This window comes from Janthinobacterium sp. BJB426, from assembly GCF_002735705.1.
Classification (GTDB): domain Bacteria; phylum Pseudomonadota; class Gammaproteobacteria; order Burkholderiales; family Burkholderiaceae_D; genus Janthinobacterium.
The window spans coordinates 540264-553974 of record NZ_PDZL01000001.1; the positions used below are offsets into that span (position 1 = coordinate 540264).

General features: G+C 64.5%; 13 protein-coding genes. 5 read left to right on the forward strand and 8 right to left on the reverse strand.

What is annotated here, in order from left to right; genetic code table 11:
* Nucleotides 1-3: 3 nt before the first annotated feature.
* The 8 genes from CSQ93_RS02385 to thiD form a co-directional block, all read right to left on the reverse strand.
* Nucleotides 4-1554: an FGGY-family carbohydrate kinase gene (locus CSQ93_RS02385; protein WP_099376547.1), complete on the reverse strand. Its 1551-nt coding sequence runs from the start codon at nt 1552-1554 to the stop codon at nt 4-6.
* Between the two features lie 13 nt (nt 1555-1567).
* Complete coding sequence (locus CSQ93_RS02390) at nt 1568-2659, reverse strand: alcohol dehydrogenase catalytic domain-containing protein (protein ID WP_099376548.1); 1092 nt, start codon at nt 2657-2659, stop codon at nt 1568-1570.
* 28 nt (nt 2660-2687) lie between these two features.
* Nucleotides 2688-3695 carry an ABC transporter permease gene (locus CSQ93_RS02395; protein ID WP_099376549.1) on the reverse strand — a complete coding sequence of 336 codons (1008 nt, stop codon included), beginning with the start codon at nt 3693-3695 and terminating at the stop codon, nt 2688-2690.
* On the reverse strand, nt 3673-5169 hold the full coding sequence (locus CSQ93_RS02400) for a sugar ABC transporter ATP-binding protein (RefSeq protein WP_099376550.1): 1497 nt from the start codon (nt 5167-5169) through the stop codon (nt 3673-3675). The genes CSQ93_RS02395 and CSQ93_RS02400 overlap by 23 nt, the downstream gene beginning before the upstream one ends.
* Before the next feature lie 73 nt (nt 5170-5242).
* The gene (locus tag CSQ93_RS02405; protein ID WP_099376551.1) at nt 5243-6160 is read right to left on the reverse strand and encodes an ABC transporter substrate-binding protein; all 918 of its coding nucleotides are present in this window, start codon (nt 6158-6160) and stop codon (nt 5243-5245) included.
* 86 nt (nt 6161-6246) lie between these two features.
* Nucleotides 6247-7125 (reverse strand): AraC family transcriptional regulator, encoded by an 879-nt coding sequence (locus CSQ93_RS02410; protein WP_099376552.1) that lies wholly within the window; start codon nt 7123-7125, stop codon nt 6247-6249.
* A 375-nt stretch (nt 7126-7500) separates the two neighbouring features.
* A complete protein-coding gene (gene hemL, locus CSQ93_RS02415) occupies nt 7501-8790 on the reverse strand; it encodes a glutamate-1-semialdehyde 2,1-aminomutase (protein WP_099376553.1) in 1290 nt (429 codons plus the stop codon).
* A gap of 41 nt (nt 8791-8831) precedes the next feature.
* Complete coding sequence (gene thiD, locus CSQ93_RS02420) at nt 8832-9683, reverse strand: bifunctional hydroxymethylpyrimidine kinase/phosphomethylpyrimidine kinase (RefSeq protein ID WP_099376554.1); 852 nt, start codon at nt 9681-9683, stop codon at nt 8832-8834.
* A 96-nt stretch (nt 9684-9779) separates the two neighbouring features.
* On the opposite strand from thiD, the gene CSQ93_RS02425 reads away from it, so the two are divergent.
* From CSQ93_RS02425 to CSQ93_RS02445, 5 genes are all read left to right on the forward strand, one after another.
* Nucleotides 9780-9932 (forward strand): rubredoxin, encoded by a 153-nt coding sequence (locus CSQ93_RS02425; RefSeq protein WP_010401308.1) that lies wholly within the window; start codon nt 9780-9782, stop codon nt 9930-9932.
* An 85-nt stretch (nt 9933-10017) separates the two neighbouring features.
* A complete protein-coding gene (locus tag CSQ93_RS02430) occupies nt 10018-10428 on the forward strand; it encodes a response regulator (protein WP_099376555.1) in 411 nt (136 codons plus the stop codon).
* Nucleotides 10429-10464: 36 nt separating this feature from the next.
* Complete coding sequence (locus CSQ93_RS02435; RefSeq protein WP_099376556.1) at nt 10465-10830, forward strand: response regulator; 366 nt, start codon at nt 10465-10467, stop codon at nt 10828-10830.
* 2 nt (nt 10831-10832) lie between these two features.
* Nucleotides 10833-11471 carry a chemotaxis protein CheW gene (locus tag CSQ93_RS02440; RefSeq protein ID WP_099376557.1) on the forward strand — a complete coding sequence of 213 codons (639 nt, stop codon included), beginning with the start codon at nt 10833-10835 and terminating at the stop codon, nt 11469-11471.
* On the forward strand, nt 11471-13708 hold the full coding sequence (locus CSQ93_RS02445) for a methyl-accepting chemotaxis protein (protein WP_099376558.1): 2238 nt from the start codon (nt 11471-11473) through the stop codon (nt 13706-13708). Before CSQ93_RS02440 ends, CSQ93_RS02445 begins: the two co-directional genes overlap by 1 nt.
* The last annotated feature ends 3 nt before the right edge of the window (nt 13709-13711 follow it).

Below are 13711 nucleotides of genomic sequence, written 5' to 3' on the forward strand. Positions count from 1 at the left end.
TCCTCAGGTCTGGTTGTCGTTATTGATGCGGTGCATCAGGGGCCGCAAGGCGGGATAGGCATCGCGGTACAGGGCAAAGGTGCGGCGGTACACCTCGCTGGCCTCCGCTTGTGGCTTGCTGCGCGGCACCAGGGTGACCCAGCCCAGCTGGGCCGCTTCCTTGGTGACGAGGCCGGTACCGAGCGCCGCCAGCAAGGCTGCGCCCAGCGCCGCCTCGACGTTTTCCGCGATGGTGTAGACGGGATAGCCCGTGATGTCGGCAATGATCTGCATCCACAGGGGCGAGTGCGCGGCGCCGCCGACGACGATCAGCTTGTCGTCGAGCGCCACCGTGCCGGTACCTTTGGCGCCCGCCTCGATATTGTGTTTCAGGGCAAAGCTCACGCCTTCGAGCACGGCGCGATACAGATGGGCGCGGCTGTGGTACAGGCTCAGGCCCAGGAAGGCGCCGCTGGCCCTGGCATCCCAGATGGGGCTGCGCTCCCCCATCAGATAGGGCAGGAACAGCACGCCTTCCGCGCCGGGCGGTACCGCTTGCGCCTGCTCTTCCATCAACTGGTGCGCATCGGCATGGCCCAGCCGTCTGGCCGCCTCCACGTCGGCCTGGCAAAACTCGTCGCGGAACCAGCTGACGGACGCGCCGGCCGTGATGGCGCCGCCAAACACATACAGGTCGGACTGGCTGTTGAACACGTGCGGCATGCTGATCAGGCCGTGGCGCGCATCGACTTGCTGGTGGATATAGCCCCAGCACATGCTGGTTCCGATCATCGCCACGTGCTGGCCCGCGCGGCTGGCGCCGGCGGCGAAGGTGGCCACGGCCGCATCGACGCCGCCGGCGATGACGGGCGTGCCTTCCAGCAAGCCCAACTGCTGGGCCGCCAGCGGCAGCAGCGTGCCCACCACGTCGGACGAGTCGACCAGGCGCTCCGGCATCATGCGCGCCGGGATGCCGAGTTCCTCCAGCATAGGGGCCGACCAGCTGCGCGCGGCCAGGTCGTACACGCCGCCGATATTGCCGGCCGAACTATGGTCGACGGCCACTTCCCCCGTCAGCAGATAGTTGATGTAGCTGTTCGGCGGCAGGAAGTAGCGCGTGCGGTCCCACACTTCGGGACGGTGGCGCTTGAGCCACAGCATCTTGGTATAGCCGTAATAGCTGTCGACGCCGTTGCCGGTTACGGCGTACAGCCGTTCCAGGTCGACGTGCTGATTGACCCATTCCACCTCGTCGGTGGCGCGCCGATCCATCCAGATCAGGCACGGGTGCAGCGGCTGCATGGCGGCATCGACGGGAATGCCGGAGCCGCCATACAGGCTGCTCACGCAGAGGGCCTTGACGCTCGCGGCCGGCACGCCGCTGGCATGCAGCACTTGCCGCACGCACGCCACCACGGCGTCGTACCACACGGCCGGCCATTGCTCGGCCCACAGGGGCCGGGGCGTGTCGACCTGGTAGCCGTGCGCATGCTGGGCCACGAGGGTGCCGCCGCTGGTGACGAGCAGGGCCTTGGTGCTTTGCGTGCCGATATCGACACCGATGACGTAATCCATGCCGGTTTCCCCGTTAATGTTGTGCCGGTTTCAGCAAGACCTTGATGGAATCGAGCGAGTTGGCCAGTGCGAACGCCTGTTCCCAGTCTTCCAGCGGAAAGTCGTGCGTGACGATGCCTTTCGAGGTGACCAGGCCCCGTTCCAGCAGGTCGATGGCGACCGGGTAGCAATACGGTCCCAGGTGGGCGCCGCGCACGTCGAGTTCCTTGCGGTCGCCGATGATGGACCAGTCGGCGCTGGTTTCCTTGCCAAACACGCTGAATTCGACGAAGCGGCCCAGCTTGCGGATCAGGTTCAAGCCCTGCGTCACGCCGGCCGGCACGCCCGTCGTCTCGATATACACATCGCAGCCGTAGCCGTCCGTCAAGCCGTGGATGATGGCCAGCGCATCGTCGGTGGCGGGATTGATGGTGACGTGGGCGCCATACTCGCGCGCCAGCGCCAGGCGTTCCGGCACCATGTCGATCACCACCAGTTTTTTGGGCGTCTTCAGGGCGGCGATCTGCGCCATCATCAGGCCCAGCGGCCCGGCCCCGGCGATCACCACCACGTCGTCGAGCTGCACTTCGGCGCGGTTGACCGTATGGATGGCGCACGCCATCGGCTCGATGATGGCGGCGTCTTCCAGCGAAATGCTCTCGGGAATTTTATGCACGAGGGCCGTGGGCGGAATGCGCATGTATTCGGCCATGCCGCCATCGGCCACTTCGCGCTGGAAGCCGAAGATATTGTGCACTTCGCACATCCAATATTTGCCCGATTTGCAAAAACGGCACTTGCCGCAAGGCACGATCTGCTCGGCAATGATGCGGTCGCCCACCTTCACGCCGAAGTGTTCCTCGCCGTGCTCTCCCGCCTCGACCACGTAGCCGAAGAATTCGTGGCCGGGGATCACGGGCGGCTTGACCCACGATGGCTGGCCGTCGCCGCCCCAGAACATGGCGGCGCCTGAGTGGCATTTGCAGTCGCTGGCGCAGATGCCGCAGGCGGCGATGCGGATCAGCAACTCGTTCAGGCGTGGCTTGGGGCGGGTGATCTTTTGCAGGCGGTAATCTTTCGGACCGTGGCAAACGACGGCTTGCATCTCGACTTCGGTGTACTTCATGGGAGGCTCCAGGTGATAAAGGTGGTGGTCAGGCGCGCTTGCTGCTGTTGCGGCTGATGTAAATGGCGAGCAGGATGATCACGCCCTTGATGATGTTTTGCAGGTAGGGCGAGACGCCCATCATGTTCAGGCCGTTATTCAGTACGCCGAGCATGACGGCGCCGATCAGCGTGCCGACGATGGAACCGCGCCCGCCCGTGATGGCCGTGCCACCCATGACGACGGCGGCGATGGCGTCCAGTTCGAAGCCGATGCCGGCGTTCGGCTGGCCGCTCATCAGGCGCGACGTCAGCACCAGGCCCGCGATGGCGGCCGTGCCGCCGCTGATGGCATATACCAGCAGCTTGTAGCGCGCCACGCGCACGCCGCTCAGGCGCGTCGCTTCCTCGTTGCCGCCGATGGCGTAGATATAGCGGCCCAGCGGCGTGTGGTCGAGCAGCACATAGGCGACGAGGAAGACCAGCAGCATGGCCAGGATCGGCGTCTGCACCCCCAGCACCGTGCCGCGGCCAAAGAATTCGAACCAGTCCGGCAAGTCGTTGATCGGGTAGCCGCCCGTGTACAGCAGGGCCAGCCCGCGCGCGATGCCCATGGTGGCCAGGGTGACGATAATTGGCGGCATCCTGGCGTAGGCGACAAAGAAACCATTGCCCACGCCAAAGGCGATGCCCACGGCCAGGCCGGCCGCGATGGCCAGCCCGGGCGGCAGGCCCGCCACCATCAGGCCCGCCGTCAAGGTACCCGTCAGCGCCATCACGGAGCCGACGGACAGGTCGATGCCGCCGCTGAGGATGGCGCACGTCATGCCGACGGCGATGATGGCGTTGATCGACACTTGCCGGGCGATATTGACCAGGTTATCGCTGGAAAAGAAATGGTCGGTGGTGGCCGCCATCGCCGCCGACACCAGCAGCAGGCCCAGCAGCGGCAGGAAGGCGGGCGACTGTTTCAGCATGGCCCACAGCCGCCTGGCTGACAGGGGAGGGGCGGCGCGGCGCGGCGCCGCGAGGGGTTCAGTGTTGACCGGCTGTTGCATGGCGCATTACCTCGCTGGAGTGAATGGACGTGCCTTCCAGCATGGCCACGATGGCGCCCTGCTTGAACACGGCGACCCGGTCGCACATGCCGGTGATTTCCGGCAGTTCCGATGAAATCAGAATGATGGAATAGCCATCGCTGGTGAGGGCGCGCATCAGGCGGTAGATCTCCGCCTTGGCGCCCACGTCGATGCCGCGCGTGGGCTCGTCAAAGATGAGGATCTTGCAGTGATGGTTGAGCCATCGGGCGATCACCACTTTCTGCTGGTTGCCGCCGCTCAGGGTGCCCACGCGCGTGCCGGGACCGGGCGCCTTGACGCCCACCTTGGCCATCATGGCCCGCGTGGCGGCCAGCTCGGCCGGGCGGCGTATCAGGCCCGCACCCGTGTATTTCCCCAGGTTATTGATGGACATGTTTTCCCTGATGTCGAAATCGAGGATCAGTCCTTCGGTCTTGCGGCTTTCCGGCAACAGGCCTATGCCGTGCCGCAAGGCATCGGCCGGATCGCGCAGGCTGGCGCGCTTGCCGTGGATGCGGATGTCCTTGTGCCAGGCCGGGTGGGCGCCCATCACGGCCAGCGCCAGTTCCGTGCGGCCGGAACCGACGAGGCCGGCAAAGCCGAGGATTTCGCCCTGCCGCAGCTCGAAGCTGTTGACGGGGCCATCCCTGGACAGGCGCACGTCGCGGGCCTCGAGCACGATGGCGGGCGAGGCGGGAGGCGCCGGCTTGGCGGGGAAGTTGGCTTCCAGCTTGCGCCCCACCATCATTTCCACCAACTGGCCGATATCGGTGGCGGCCACGTCCGTCATGCCCACGTACTGGCCATCGCGCAGGACGGTGATGCGATCGCACACGTCGAAGATCTCTTCCATGTGATGCGAAATGAAGATCATCGCCACGCCTTGCTGGCGCAGTTCGCGCATGATGGCAAACAGGTGCCCCGCTTCGCTGGGCGTCAGGGGGGCCGTCGGTTCGTCGAGGATCAGGATGCGGGCATTGAGCGAGAGGGCCTTGCCGATTTCCACGAACTGTTGCTGGGCAATGCTGAGCTGGCTGACCTCGGCCGACAGGTCGATCTCGATGTTCAGGCGCGCGAAGATGGCTGCCGCTTCCTGCCGCATGGCTTTTTTCGACAGCAGGCCCAGGGCATTCGCCCGCTCGCGTCCCAGGAAGATGTTTTCCACCGCATTCAGGTAGGGAACCAGGGAAAACTCCTGGAAGATGATGGCGATGCCGGCGGCGATGGCATCGTTGTAGCTGTGAAAATAGCAGGGCTGGCCATCGACCACGATGCTGCCCGCATCGGGCCGGTAGATGCCGCTGAGAATTTTCATCAGTGTCGACTTGCCGGCGCCATTTTCACCCAGCAAGGCGTGGATTTCGCCCTGGCGGATGCTCAGGTTAATGTCGTTCAAGGCCTTCACGCCGGGGAAACCCTTGGTGATGTTTTGTAGCTGCAAGATCGTCTGCATGATGGGATCCGGAATAACGGTGAAGCTCCCGCAGCCAGGCCGCGGGAGTGGGCAAGCACGGTGGCTGCGACGCTTACCAGCTGAAGGACTTGGCGCCGGCCTTGTCCACCAGCTTGACGTCGACCGGCACCTGCGCCGGCACGTTGGCGCCCCATTTCTTTGCCATGGCGATGGCCAGCGCCAGGCGCACCTGGTCGCGCGGGTACTGGGCGGCCGTGGCGATGAACCTGGAATTGGGCTTGAGCATCGCCTTGATGGCTTCCGGCGCGCCGTCGACGCTGGTCAGTTTCACGTCCTTGCCGCTCGCCTCGATGGCTGACAGCGCGCCCATGGCGCCGCCATCGTTGACGCTGAAAATGCCTTTCAGTTTGGGCTGCGCCTGCAGGATGTTTTCCGTGACCGTCAAGGCCTGGTCGCGTTCCTGCTTGCCGTTCTGGGTGCTGACGATCTTGATGCCAGGAAATGCTGCCAGCGCATCCTTGCAGCCGCGCACCCGTTCCAGGATGGGCACGACAGGGATGCCGTCGAGGATCGCCACGTCGCCCTTGCCGTCCAGGCTCTTGGCCAGGTAGGTGCAGGCCAGCTGGCCCGCATTGAAATTTTTCGAGCCGACAAAAGAATCGACGGGGCCGTTGGCATTCGCATCGACGGCGATGACGATCACGCCAGCCGCCTTGGCCGCCTTGACGGCCGACTGGATGCCCACCGAATCGGTGGGGTTGAGCAGCAGGATGTCGATCTTTTTCTGGATCATGTCTTCCACGTCGCTCGTCTGCTTTGCCACATCATGGCGCGCATCGGTGATCACCACCGTGGCGCCGATGCTGGCGGCTGCCTCTTCCAGCGCCTTTTTCATGGTGATGAAATACGGATTATTCAGTTCCTGGAAGGACATGCCGATCTTCAGCGGCGCGGCGCTGGCGGGCATGGCCAGGCCGGCGGCGCACAGGGCGGTCGTGGACAGGGCAAGCAATTTTCTTTTCAACATCATCGTCTCCTGATTTTTAGTATGCATTTTGGGTGTCGTGGCAGCCTTGCCTTGCCTGCTGCCGGGGCATGAAGCGGGAAGAAGCGAACTCAATTGCCTGGCGCCGCCGTTTTGAGGCCGTCGTAGCGGCGGAATTTCGACGGGGAAATACCCTTGTGCGCGAGGAACTGGCGGTTGAAATTGGACAGATTGTTAAAGCCGACCTGGTAGCAGATGTCCGTGATGCTCAAGGCGCTGTTGCTGAGCATTTCGCAGGACAGTTTGATGCGCAGCAAGTTCACGTATTGCACAAAGGAAATTCCCGTGTGCTTGCTGAACGAGCGCGAGAAGGAGCTGACGTTTTGTCCGATCAGTTCGGCCAGTTCCGATTCGCGCAGGTCGGTCGACAGGTTCTTGCCGATATAGGCCAGCGCCAGGTTGATCTTCGACGCCATATAGCTGTGCGGATCGGGCAGGTAGCTGGGGCTGGACAGTTTGCGGCGCTCGCTGTCGTGCAGCAGCAGTTCCAGCAGCGACAGGAACAGCATGACCCGGCGGCAGCCGCGCGCTTCCAGCAAGGCCTGCATCAGGGGCAGCGCGGCGGCGCCTGCCTCCGGCGTAAACAACAGGCCGCTGCGCGATTCGTCCAGCAGGGTCACGACCGGCTGCAATTCCGGGAAGGCGGCGATGGCCTTGGCCATGAATTCGGCCGTGAATTGCAGGATCAGGCAACGCTGCGGCACCGGCTGGTTATCGGGCAGTTCGCTGACCCAGTTATGCGGCAGGTTGGGGCCGGACATGACCAGGTTGCCCGGCTCGAAATCGCCGATATAGTCGCCGACGAAGTACTTGCCGCTGGTGTCGGTGATCAGCTGGATTTCATATTCGGGATGAAAGTGCCAGCGCACGGTACGGTAGGGGTAGCCGTGCGACCAGGCTGTAAACGATTCATCGGCGGGCACGCAGACGACTTCGAGATCGGGATGCATGGCGGGCTCCGCGCGGGTCAGGCGAGGCGGGGAACAGGACGGCAGGAACGGGGCGTGGCGGCAAGGCGGATGCGTGTCATGGCGTGTCTCCTGCTGGGTTACCGTGCGCTCCAGCCATGTTGCCGGCTGGGCGGGTTATTGGTTTATGTCCCCATTCTATGCAGGCGAGCGCGGCAGGGCTACCGATTACATGTGCTGAAACCGATACTTTTTTTGCATTTGCATGGCCGGAGGCGGCCCAGGGTCAAATTTTGTGCATTGCGTCAAATGATTATGAGCAATAACGCGGCAGGGGGATGGCAGGGCGGGGAGGCGCGCAGCGGCCAGGCGGGCCGCTGCGTGGTCAGGCAGACAGGTGCAGCTTAATGATGCAGCTTAGGCCAGCGTGGCAAACACCTTGCGCGCGGCAGCGATGGTGGCGTCGATGACGGCATCGTCGTGCTGCGCCGAGACGAAGCCCGCCTCGAAGGCGGCTGGCGCGAAGTACACGCCTTCGTCCAGCATGGCGTGGAAGAAGGCGTTGAACTTGCTGCGGTCGCCCGCCATCATTTCCGCGTAGCTGGTCGGTGGCGTGGCGCTGAAATAAATGCCGAACATGCCGCCGATGTAGTCGGCGCAGAAAACCACGCCCGCTTCCCTGGCGGCGGCGGTCAGGCCTTCGGCCAGACGCTTGGCCGTGGCGCCCAGCTGCTCGTAGAAGCCGGGCTGCTGAATCAGTTTCAATGTCGCCATGCCGGCCGCCACGGCGACCGGGTTGCCCGACAAGGTGCCGGCCTGGTAGACGGCGCCCAGCGGCGCCATGTGGTGCATCAGCGCCGCGCTGCCGCCGAAGGCCGCCACCGGCATGCCGCCGCCGATCACCTTGCCCAACGCCGTGAGATCGGGCTTGATGCCGTACAGCGCCTGCGCGCCGCCCAAGGCCACGCGCAAGCCGCACATGACTTCATCGAAAATGAGCAGGGCACCGTGCTGCGTGCACAGTTCGCGCATCGCCTGCAGGAATGCCGGCGTGGCTTTCACCAGGTTCATGTTGCCGGCCACCGGTTCGACGATGACGCAGGCGATTTCCGCGCCGAAGCTGTCGAAGGCGTCTTTCAGCTGTTCCACATTGTTATAGTCGAGCACCAGGGTGTGCTTCACGAAATCTTCCGGCACGCCGGCCGACGTCGGGTTGCCGAAGGTGAGCAGGCCGCTGCCTGCTTTCACCAGCAGCGAATCGGCGTGGCCGTGGTAGCAGCCTTCGAACTTGACGATCTTGTCGCGCCCCGTGGCGCCGCGCGCCAGGCGCAGGGCGCTCATGGTCGCTTCCGTGCCCGACGAGACCAGGCGCACCTGTTCGATCGACGGCACCAGGCGCGTGATTTCCTCGGCCATCAGCACTTCGCCTTCCGTCGGCGCGCCGAACGACAGGCCCAGCGCGGCCGCATCCTGCACCGCTTTCACCACTTCCGGGTGGGCATGGCCGACGATGGCCGGACCCCAGGAACCGATGTAGTCGATATAGCGCTTGCCGTCCGCATCCCAGAAGTACGGGCCTTCGGCGCGCGTGATGAAGCGCGGCGTGCCGCCCACGGAGCGGAAGGCGCGCACGGGCGAATTGACGCCGCCTGGCGTGGTTTTTTGTGCGCGGGCAAACAGGATGTCGTTCTGTGAAGTCGTCGTCATGATAATCGTGCCTTGAAAGTGGATCGTTGTCTGTGTCGTGATTACTGTGCGCCCGCCAGGCGCCGGAACAGCCGGTTCGGCACCAGCTTGCCCATGCCGTGGCGCTGCGCGTGGGCCAGCGCGCCGGCCGTGAATTCCTGCGCCGCCACGACTATCTGCGGCACATCGTCTTCGTTTTCCGCCAGGGCTAGCAGAGCGGTGGCCGCGGCCGACAGGGTGCTGCCGGCGCCGTTGAAGATACCGGGCAGGTGCTGCCATTCGTCGTGGCGCACCACGCCGTCTTCGCCGAACAGGGTATTGGCGCGCAGCTTTCCTTCGGCCGTGCCGGACTTGCTGGCGTCGGCCGGCATGCCGGTGACGAGCACGTATTCGCAGCCCAGCGCCACCAGGTAGTCGACGTCGTTTTGTAATGTGTCGTCCGGGTCGGCGTCGCGCCAGGTCTCGGCCAGGCGTTCCAGCTCCACCGGCGAGAGCACCAGCAGGGTCGTTTGCGGGATCAGCAGCTGGCGCACGGCCGTGAGGATGTCTTCGTCGTCCATGCCCTGTTCCGGCAGCGCCGAAATGAAGGGATCGAGGATCAGCGGCACGTTCGGATAGTCGGAGACGATTTCGGCGATGGCCGTGACGTTTTCCACGCTGCCCAGCGCGCCGATCTTGATGGCGGCCACGGACATGTCTTCCAGCAGCACGCGCGCCTGGTCGGAAACCCAGTCCGGGTCGACCGCCTGCACGTCTTCCACGCGCGCCGTATCGCTGATCAACAGGCCCGTGGTGACGGACAGTCCATGGCAGCCGAAGGCTGAAAAGGTGGCCAGATCGGCCTGGATGCCGATCGCGCCGACCGGATCGGACACGCCGAAGCTTAATATGAGGGGAGAAGTTTGGTTTTGCACGGCGGGTAGATTAAGATACCTAATTCAGCATTTTACTTGATTGAAGGGTGGCAGAACGTGAGTAGCAACGAAACAACGCAGCAATTCCAAACGTGGATGTGTCTTATTTGCGGCTGGGTTTATGATGAAGCGGCCGGCTTGCCCGACGAAGACATCGCTCCCGGCACGCGTTGGGCCGATGTTCCGATGAACTGGACCTGTCCTGAATGCGGCGCGCGCAAGGATGATTTCGAGATGGTGGCGCTGTAATTAATCGAAGGCCATGGGATGCCGCTGCCGCACGCAGGTATCGCGGCTGCCTGTGCTATGGTATGAAAGATTGTCGAATAATCACATGACGCGTCCCTTTTTGCCCGAGGCGCCGTCCGATGCCGTGACGATACTCGTCATCGACGACAGCGCGACGATACGCAGCGCCGCCGCGAAGATCCTCGGCGAGGCCGGTTATCGCGTGGTGGTGGCGGAAAACGGCTTCGAGGCCCTGGCCAAGATCGCCGACTGCCAGCCAGCGCTGATCGTGTGCGACATTGTGATGCCGCGCCTGGACGGCTACCGCACCTGCGCGCTGATCAAGGCCAGTGCGGCTTTCCACGCCACGCCGGTGCTGATGCTGTCGTCGAAGGAGGGCCTGTTCGACCGCGCGCGCGGCGCCATGGCAGGCGCCAGCGCCTGCCTGGCCAAGCCGCTGGCGCGCGAGGCGCTGCTGGAGGCCGTGCGGCGGCACCTGGCCGGGCATTTTGACTAAGTGGTTTTATTGATTGACAACGCAGCAAGGAAGCAGATGGCCATACACACAATTCTGATCGTCGATGACTCGCCGACAGAACGCTATTACCTGAGCGAGATCCTGGTGCGTGCCGGTTACGCTGTCCTCACGGCGCAGGACGGCGCCGACGCGCTGGCGCAACTGAAGCAGGCCAGGCCCGACCTGATCCTGATGGACGTGGTGATGCCCGGTGCGAATGGCTTCCAGATCACGCGGGCGATCGCGCGCGATCCCGAACTGCAGGACGTGCCGGTGATTATCTGTTCCAGCAAGAGCCAGGAAACGGACCGCATCTGGGGCTTGCGCCAGGGCGCGCGCGATTACCTGGTCAAGCCGGTGGTCGAAGCCGATCTTCTGGCCAAGATCGCCGCGATTTCCTGAGCATGCACACGATGCCAGGTCACGGCGTGTCCACTGCGGCCTTTTCGCCTGCCGCCGCCATGCCATCCTTCGAGACGGGCGCGCGGCAGGGCCGCTTGCGCCAGTATCAGCTGCAATTGATCGAGCGGATACAGGCCGCGCGCAGTGGCGCGCTGGCCGCGCGCAAGGAACTGGGCGTGATGCTCGGTGGCCGGCCGTGCCTGCTCGACCTGACGCAGCTCGGTGAAATCGTCATTGCCGCCGGTGTGCAGATCCAGGGCGTGCCGCTGGCGCAGGACTGGTACCTGGGCCTGGCGGCCATGCGCGGACGCCTGACGGGGGTCGTCGACCTGGCCCGCTACATGGGCGAACCGGCTTGCGCGCCGGGCAATCACTGCCGCATCATCACCTTTTCTCCCCGCCTTGGCCTCAATTGCGCCTTGCTGGTCGAGCGCGTGCTGGGCTTGCGCCAGTTGCGCGCGATGCAATCCGTGCCCGTTCACGAGGCGGCGCCGGGCGTGCTCCCATCGTGGGCCGCGCAGGCGCTGCGCGACAGCGAAGGGCAGCAGTGGCTGCGCCTGGACTTGGCGCAGCTGGCGCAAGCGGAACGCTTCCTCGATGCCGGCTTTGGCGGCTTCCCCATGCACAAGGACATTTGCTGATGGGTGCCCATTCCCCTATTCTGGCGGCCGGCATGCCCGAAGCGCAGCACGCGCCCGGGGACCCGGCATCGGCGGCCGACCTGCCGCTGCGCCTGCGCGACGCGCTGGGACGGCGCAAGTCGCTGGCCAGCGCGCCTGCCGGGGACTGGAAGCTGCCACTGATCGGCCACTTTCCGTTGCAAAAACAATTGAGCATCCTGTCGACGGTGATGGCCCTGAGCCTGGCCGCCAGCCTGCTGTTCGTCGGGCTGAACACGCGCAGCGGCAATATCGCCTCGGCACAGACGCAGCTGGCCAGCGATGCGCTGATGCATTCGCAGCGCATCGGCAAGGCCGCGCCGAACGCCGTGCAAGGCAATCCGGAAGCCTTCCGCCAGCTCGAGGAAAGCCGCAATGAACTGAATCAGGATTTTCGACTGATGCTGCGCGGCGGGACGTATCACGGACGCGATATCGGCGAGTCGCGTTCCGCCCTGCTGGCGGCGGTGGCCGATGCGCGTAAAAAATGGGCCAGCAGCGACCGCGCGGCCAGCACGATCTTGCGCCTGAAGCCGGAGCTGGGCGAATTCGACAAGACCTTGCAGCAATTGAACGCGCTGTCGCCGGCGCTGCTGGCGCAGGCCGAGGAAATCGCGGCCCTGAAGGTGCAGCGTGGCGGCAATGCGCGCGACCTGGCCGTCATCGGCCGCCTGATGATGCTGAGCCAGCGCATGAGCCGCAGCGCCAGCGAGTTCCTGTCGTCTGGCAGCATCAGCTCGGAAACGGCGTTTTCGCTGGGGCGCGACACGACGTATTTCCGCACCGCCGTCGAAGGCTTGCTCAATGGCAGCGTGTCGCTGCAACTGGCACCCACGCGCGACGCCGAACTGCGCGACCGGCTGGTGGCGCTGAAAGCCAGTTTCGACACTTACCAGAAGCTGGTGTCGTCGATACTCGACCGGCTCGATAAATTCAGTTCGGCGAAAAGCGCGGAACAGCTGATCTTCAACGAGAACGAAGACCTGCGCCAGCGTTTGACCTTGCTGCAGAAGATGTACCACGTGAACCAGGAAACCCTCGGCATCGCCTTCTGGATGATGGTCGGCGGCGTGTTGCTGACCCTGATCGCGGCGGCCGGCATCGGCAGGGTGCTGCTGCAGGACTCCGTCAACCGCACGCGCGATGCCGAGCGGCGGCGCCAGGAAGCGGAAATCCTGCGCCTCCAATCGCAGGGAAAAGAGGAAGAGGCGAAGGCCAGGAATGAGCAGAACCAGGCGGCCATCCTGCGCCTGATGAATGAATTGCAGAAGGTCGCCGACGGCGACCTGACGGTGCAGGCCACCGTATCGGAAGACATCACGGGCGCCATCGCCGATTCCGTCAACTACACGGTCGAGGAATTGCGCGGCCTGGTGGGGCGAGTGACGGCGACGGCAGAACAGGTCAACCGGGCCTCGACGCAGGCGCAAAGCATTTCCAGCAAGCTGCTTATCGCGTCGCAGCAGCAGTCGCGCGAGATCCAGGGCGTCAGCGCCACCGTGGTCAAGATGGCCAATGCGATTACCGACGTGTCGAAGTCGGCCAGCGTCTCGGCCGACGTGGCACGCCAGTCGGTGGCGGCCGCGCAGCAGGGTTCGACGGCGGTGGAAAACGCCATCAAGGGCATGCATGAAATCCGCGAGCAGATCCAGGATACGTCCAAGCGCATCAAGCGCCTGGGCGAATCGTCGCAGGAAATCGGCGAGATCACCGAGCTTATTTCCGACATCACCGAGCAGACCAACGTGCTGGCGCTGAACGCCGCCATCCAGGCCGCCTCGGCCGGCGAGGCGGGGCGCGGCTTCTCGGTCGTCGCCGAGGAAGTGCAGCGCCTGGCCGAGCGCTCGGCCGCCGCCGCCAAGCAGATCGGCGCGCTGGTGCGCACCATCCAGGCCGATACCCAGGATGCGACGCGGGCGATGGAAACGTCCACGCAGGGCGTGGTCGAGGGCGCACGCCTGTCCGACGCGGCCGGCGCGGCCTTGAACGACATCAGCCAGGTGTCGAAACACCTGGCTGAACTGATCCAGGGCATCTCGTTCGCCACCGGCACGCAGGCCGGTTCGGCCAGCGGCGTGGCCTTGAATATCCAGCATATCCTGAGCGTGACGGAGCAGACGCAGGATGGCACGCAGCAAACGGCGCAGTCGATCCATAAATTGTCGATGCTGGCGCAGGAACTGAAAAATTCGGTGTCGCGCTTCCGCGTCGCCGCCTGAACG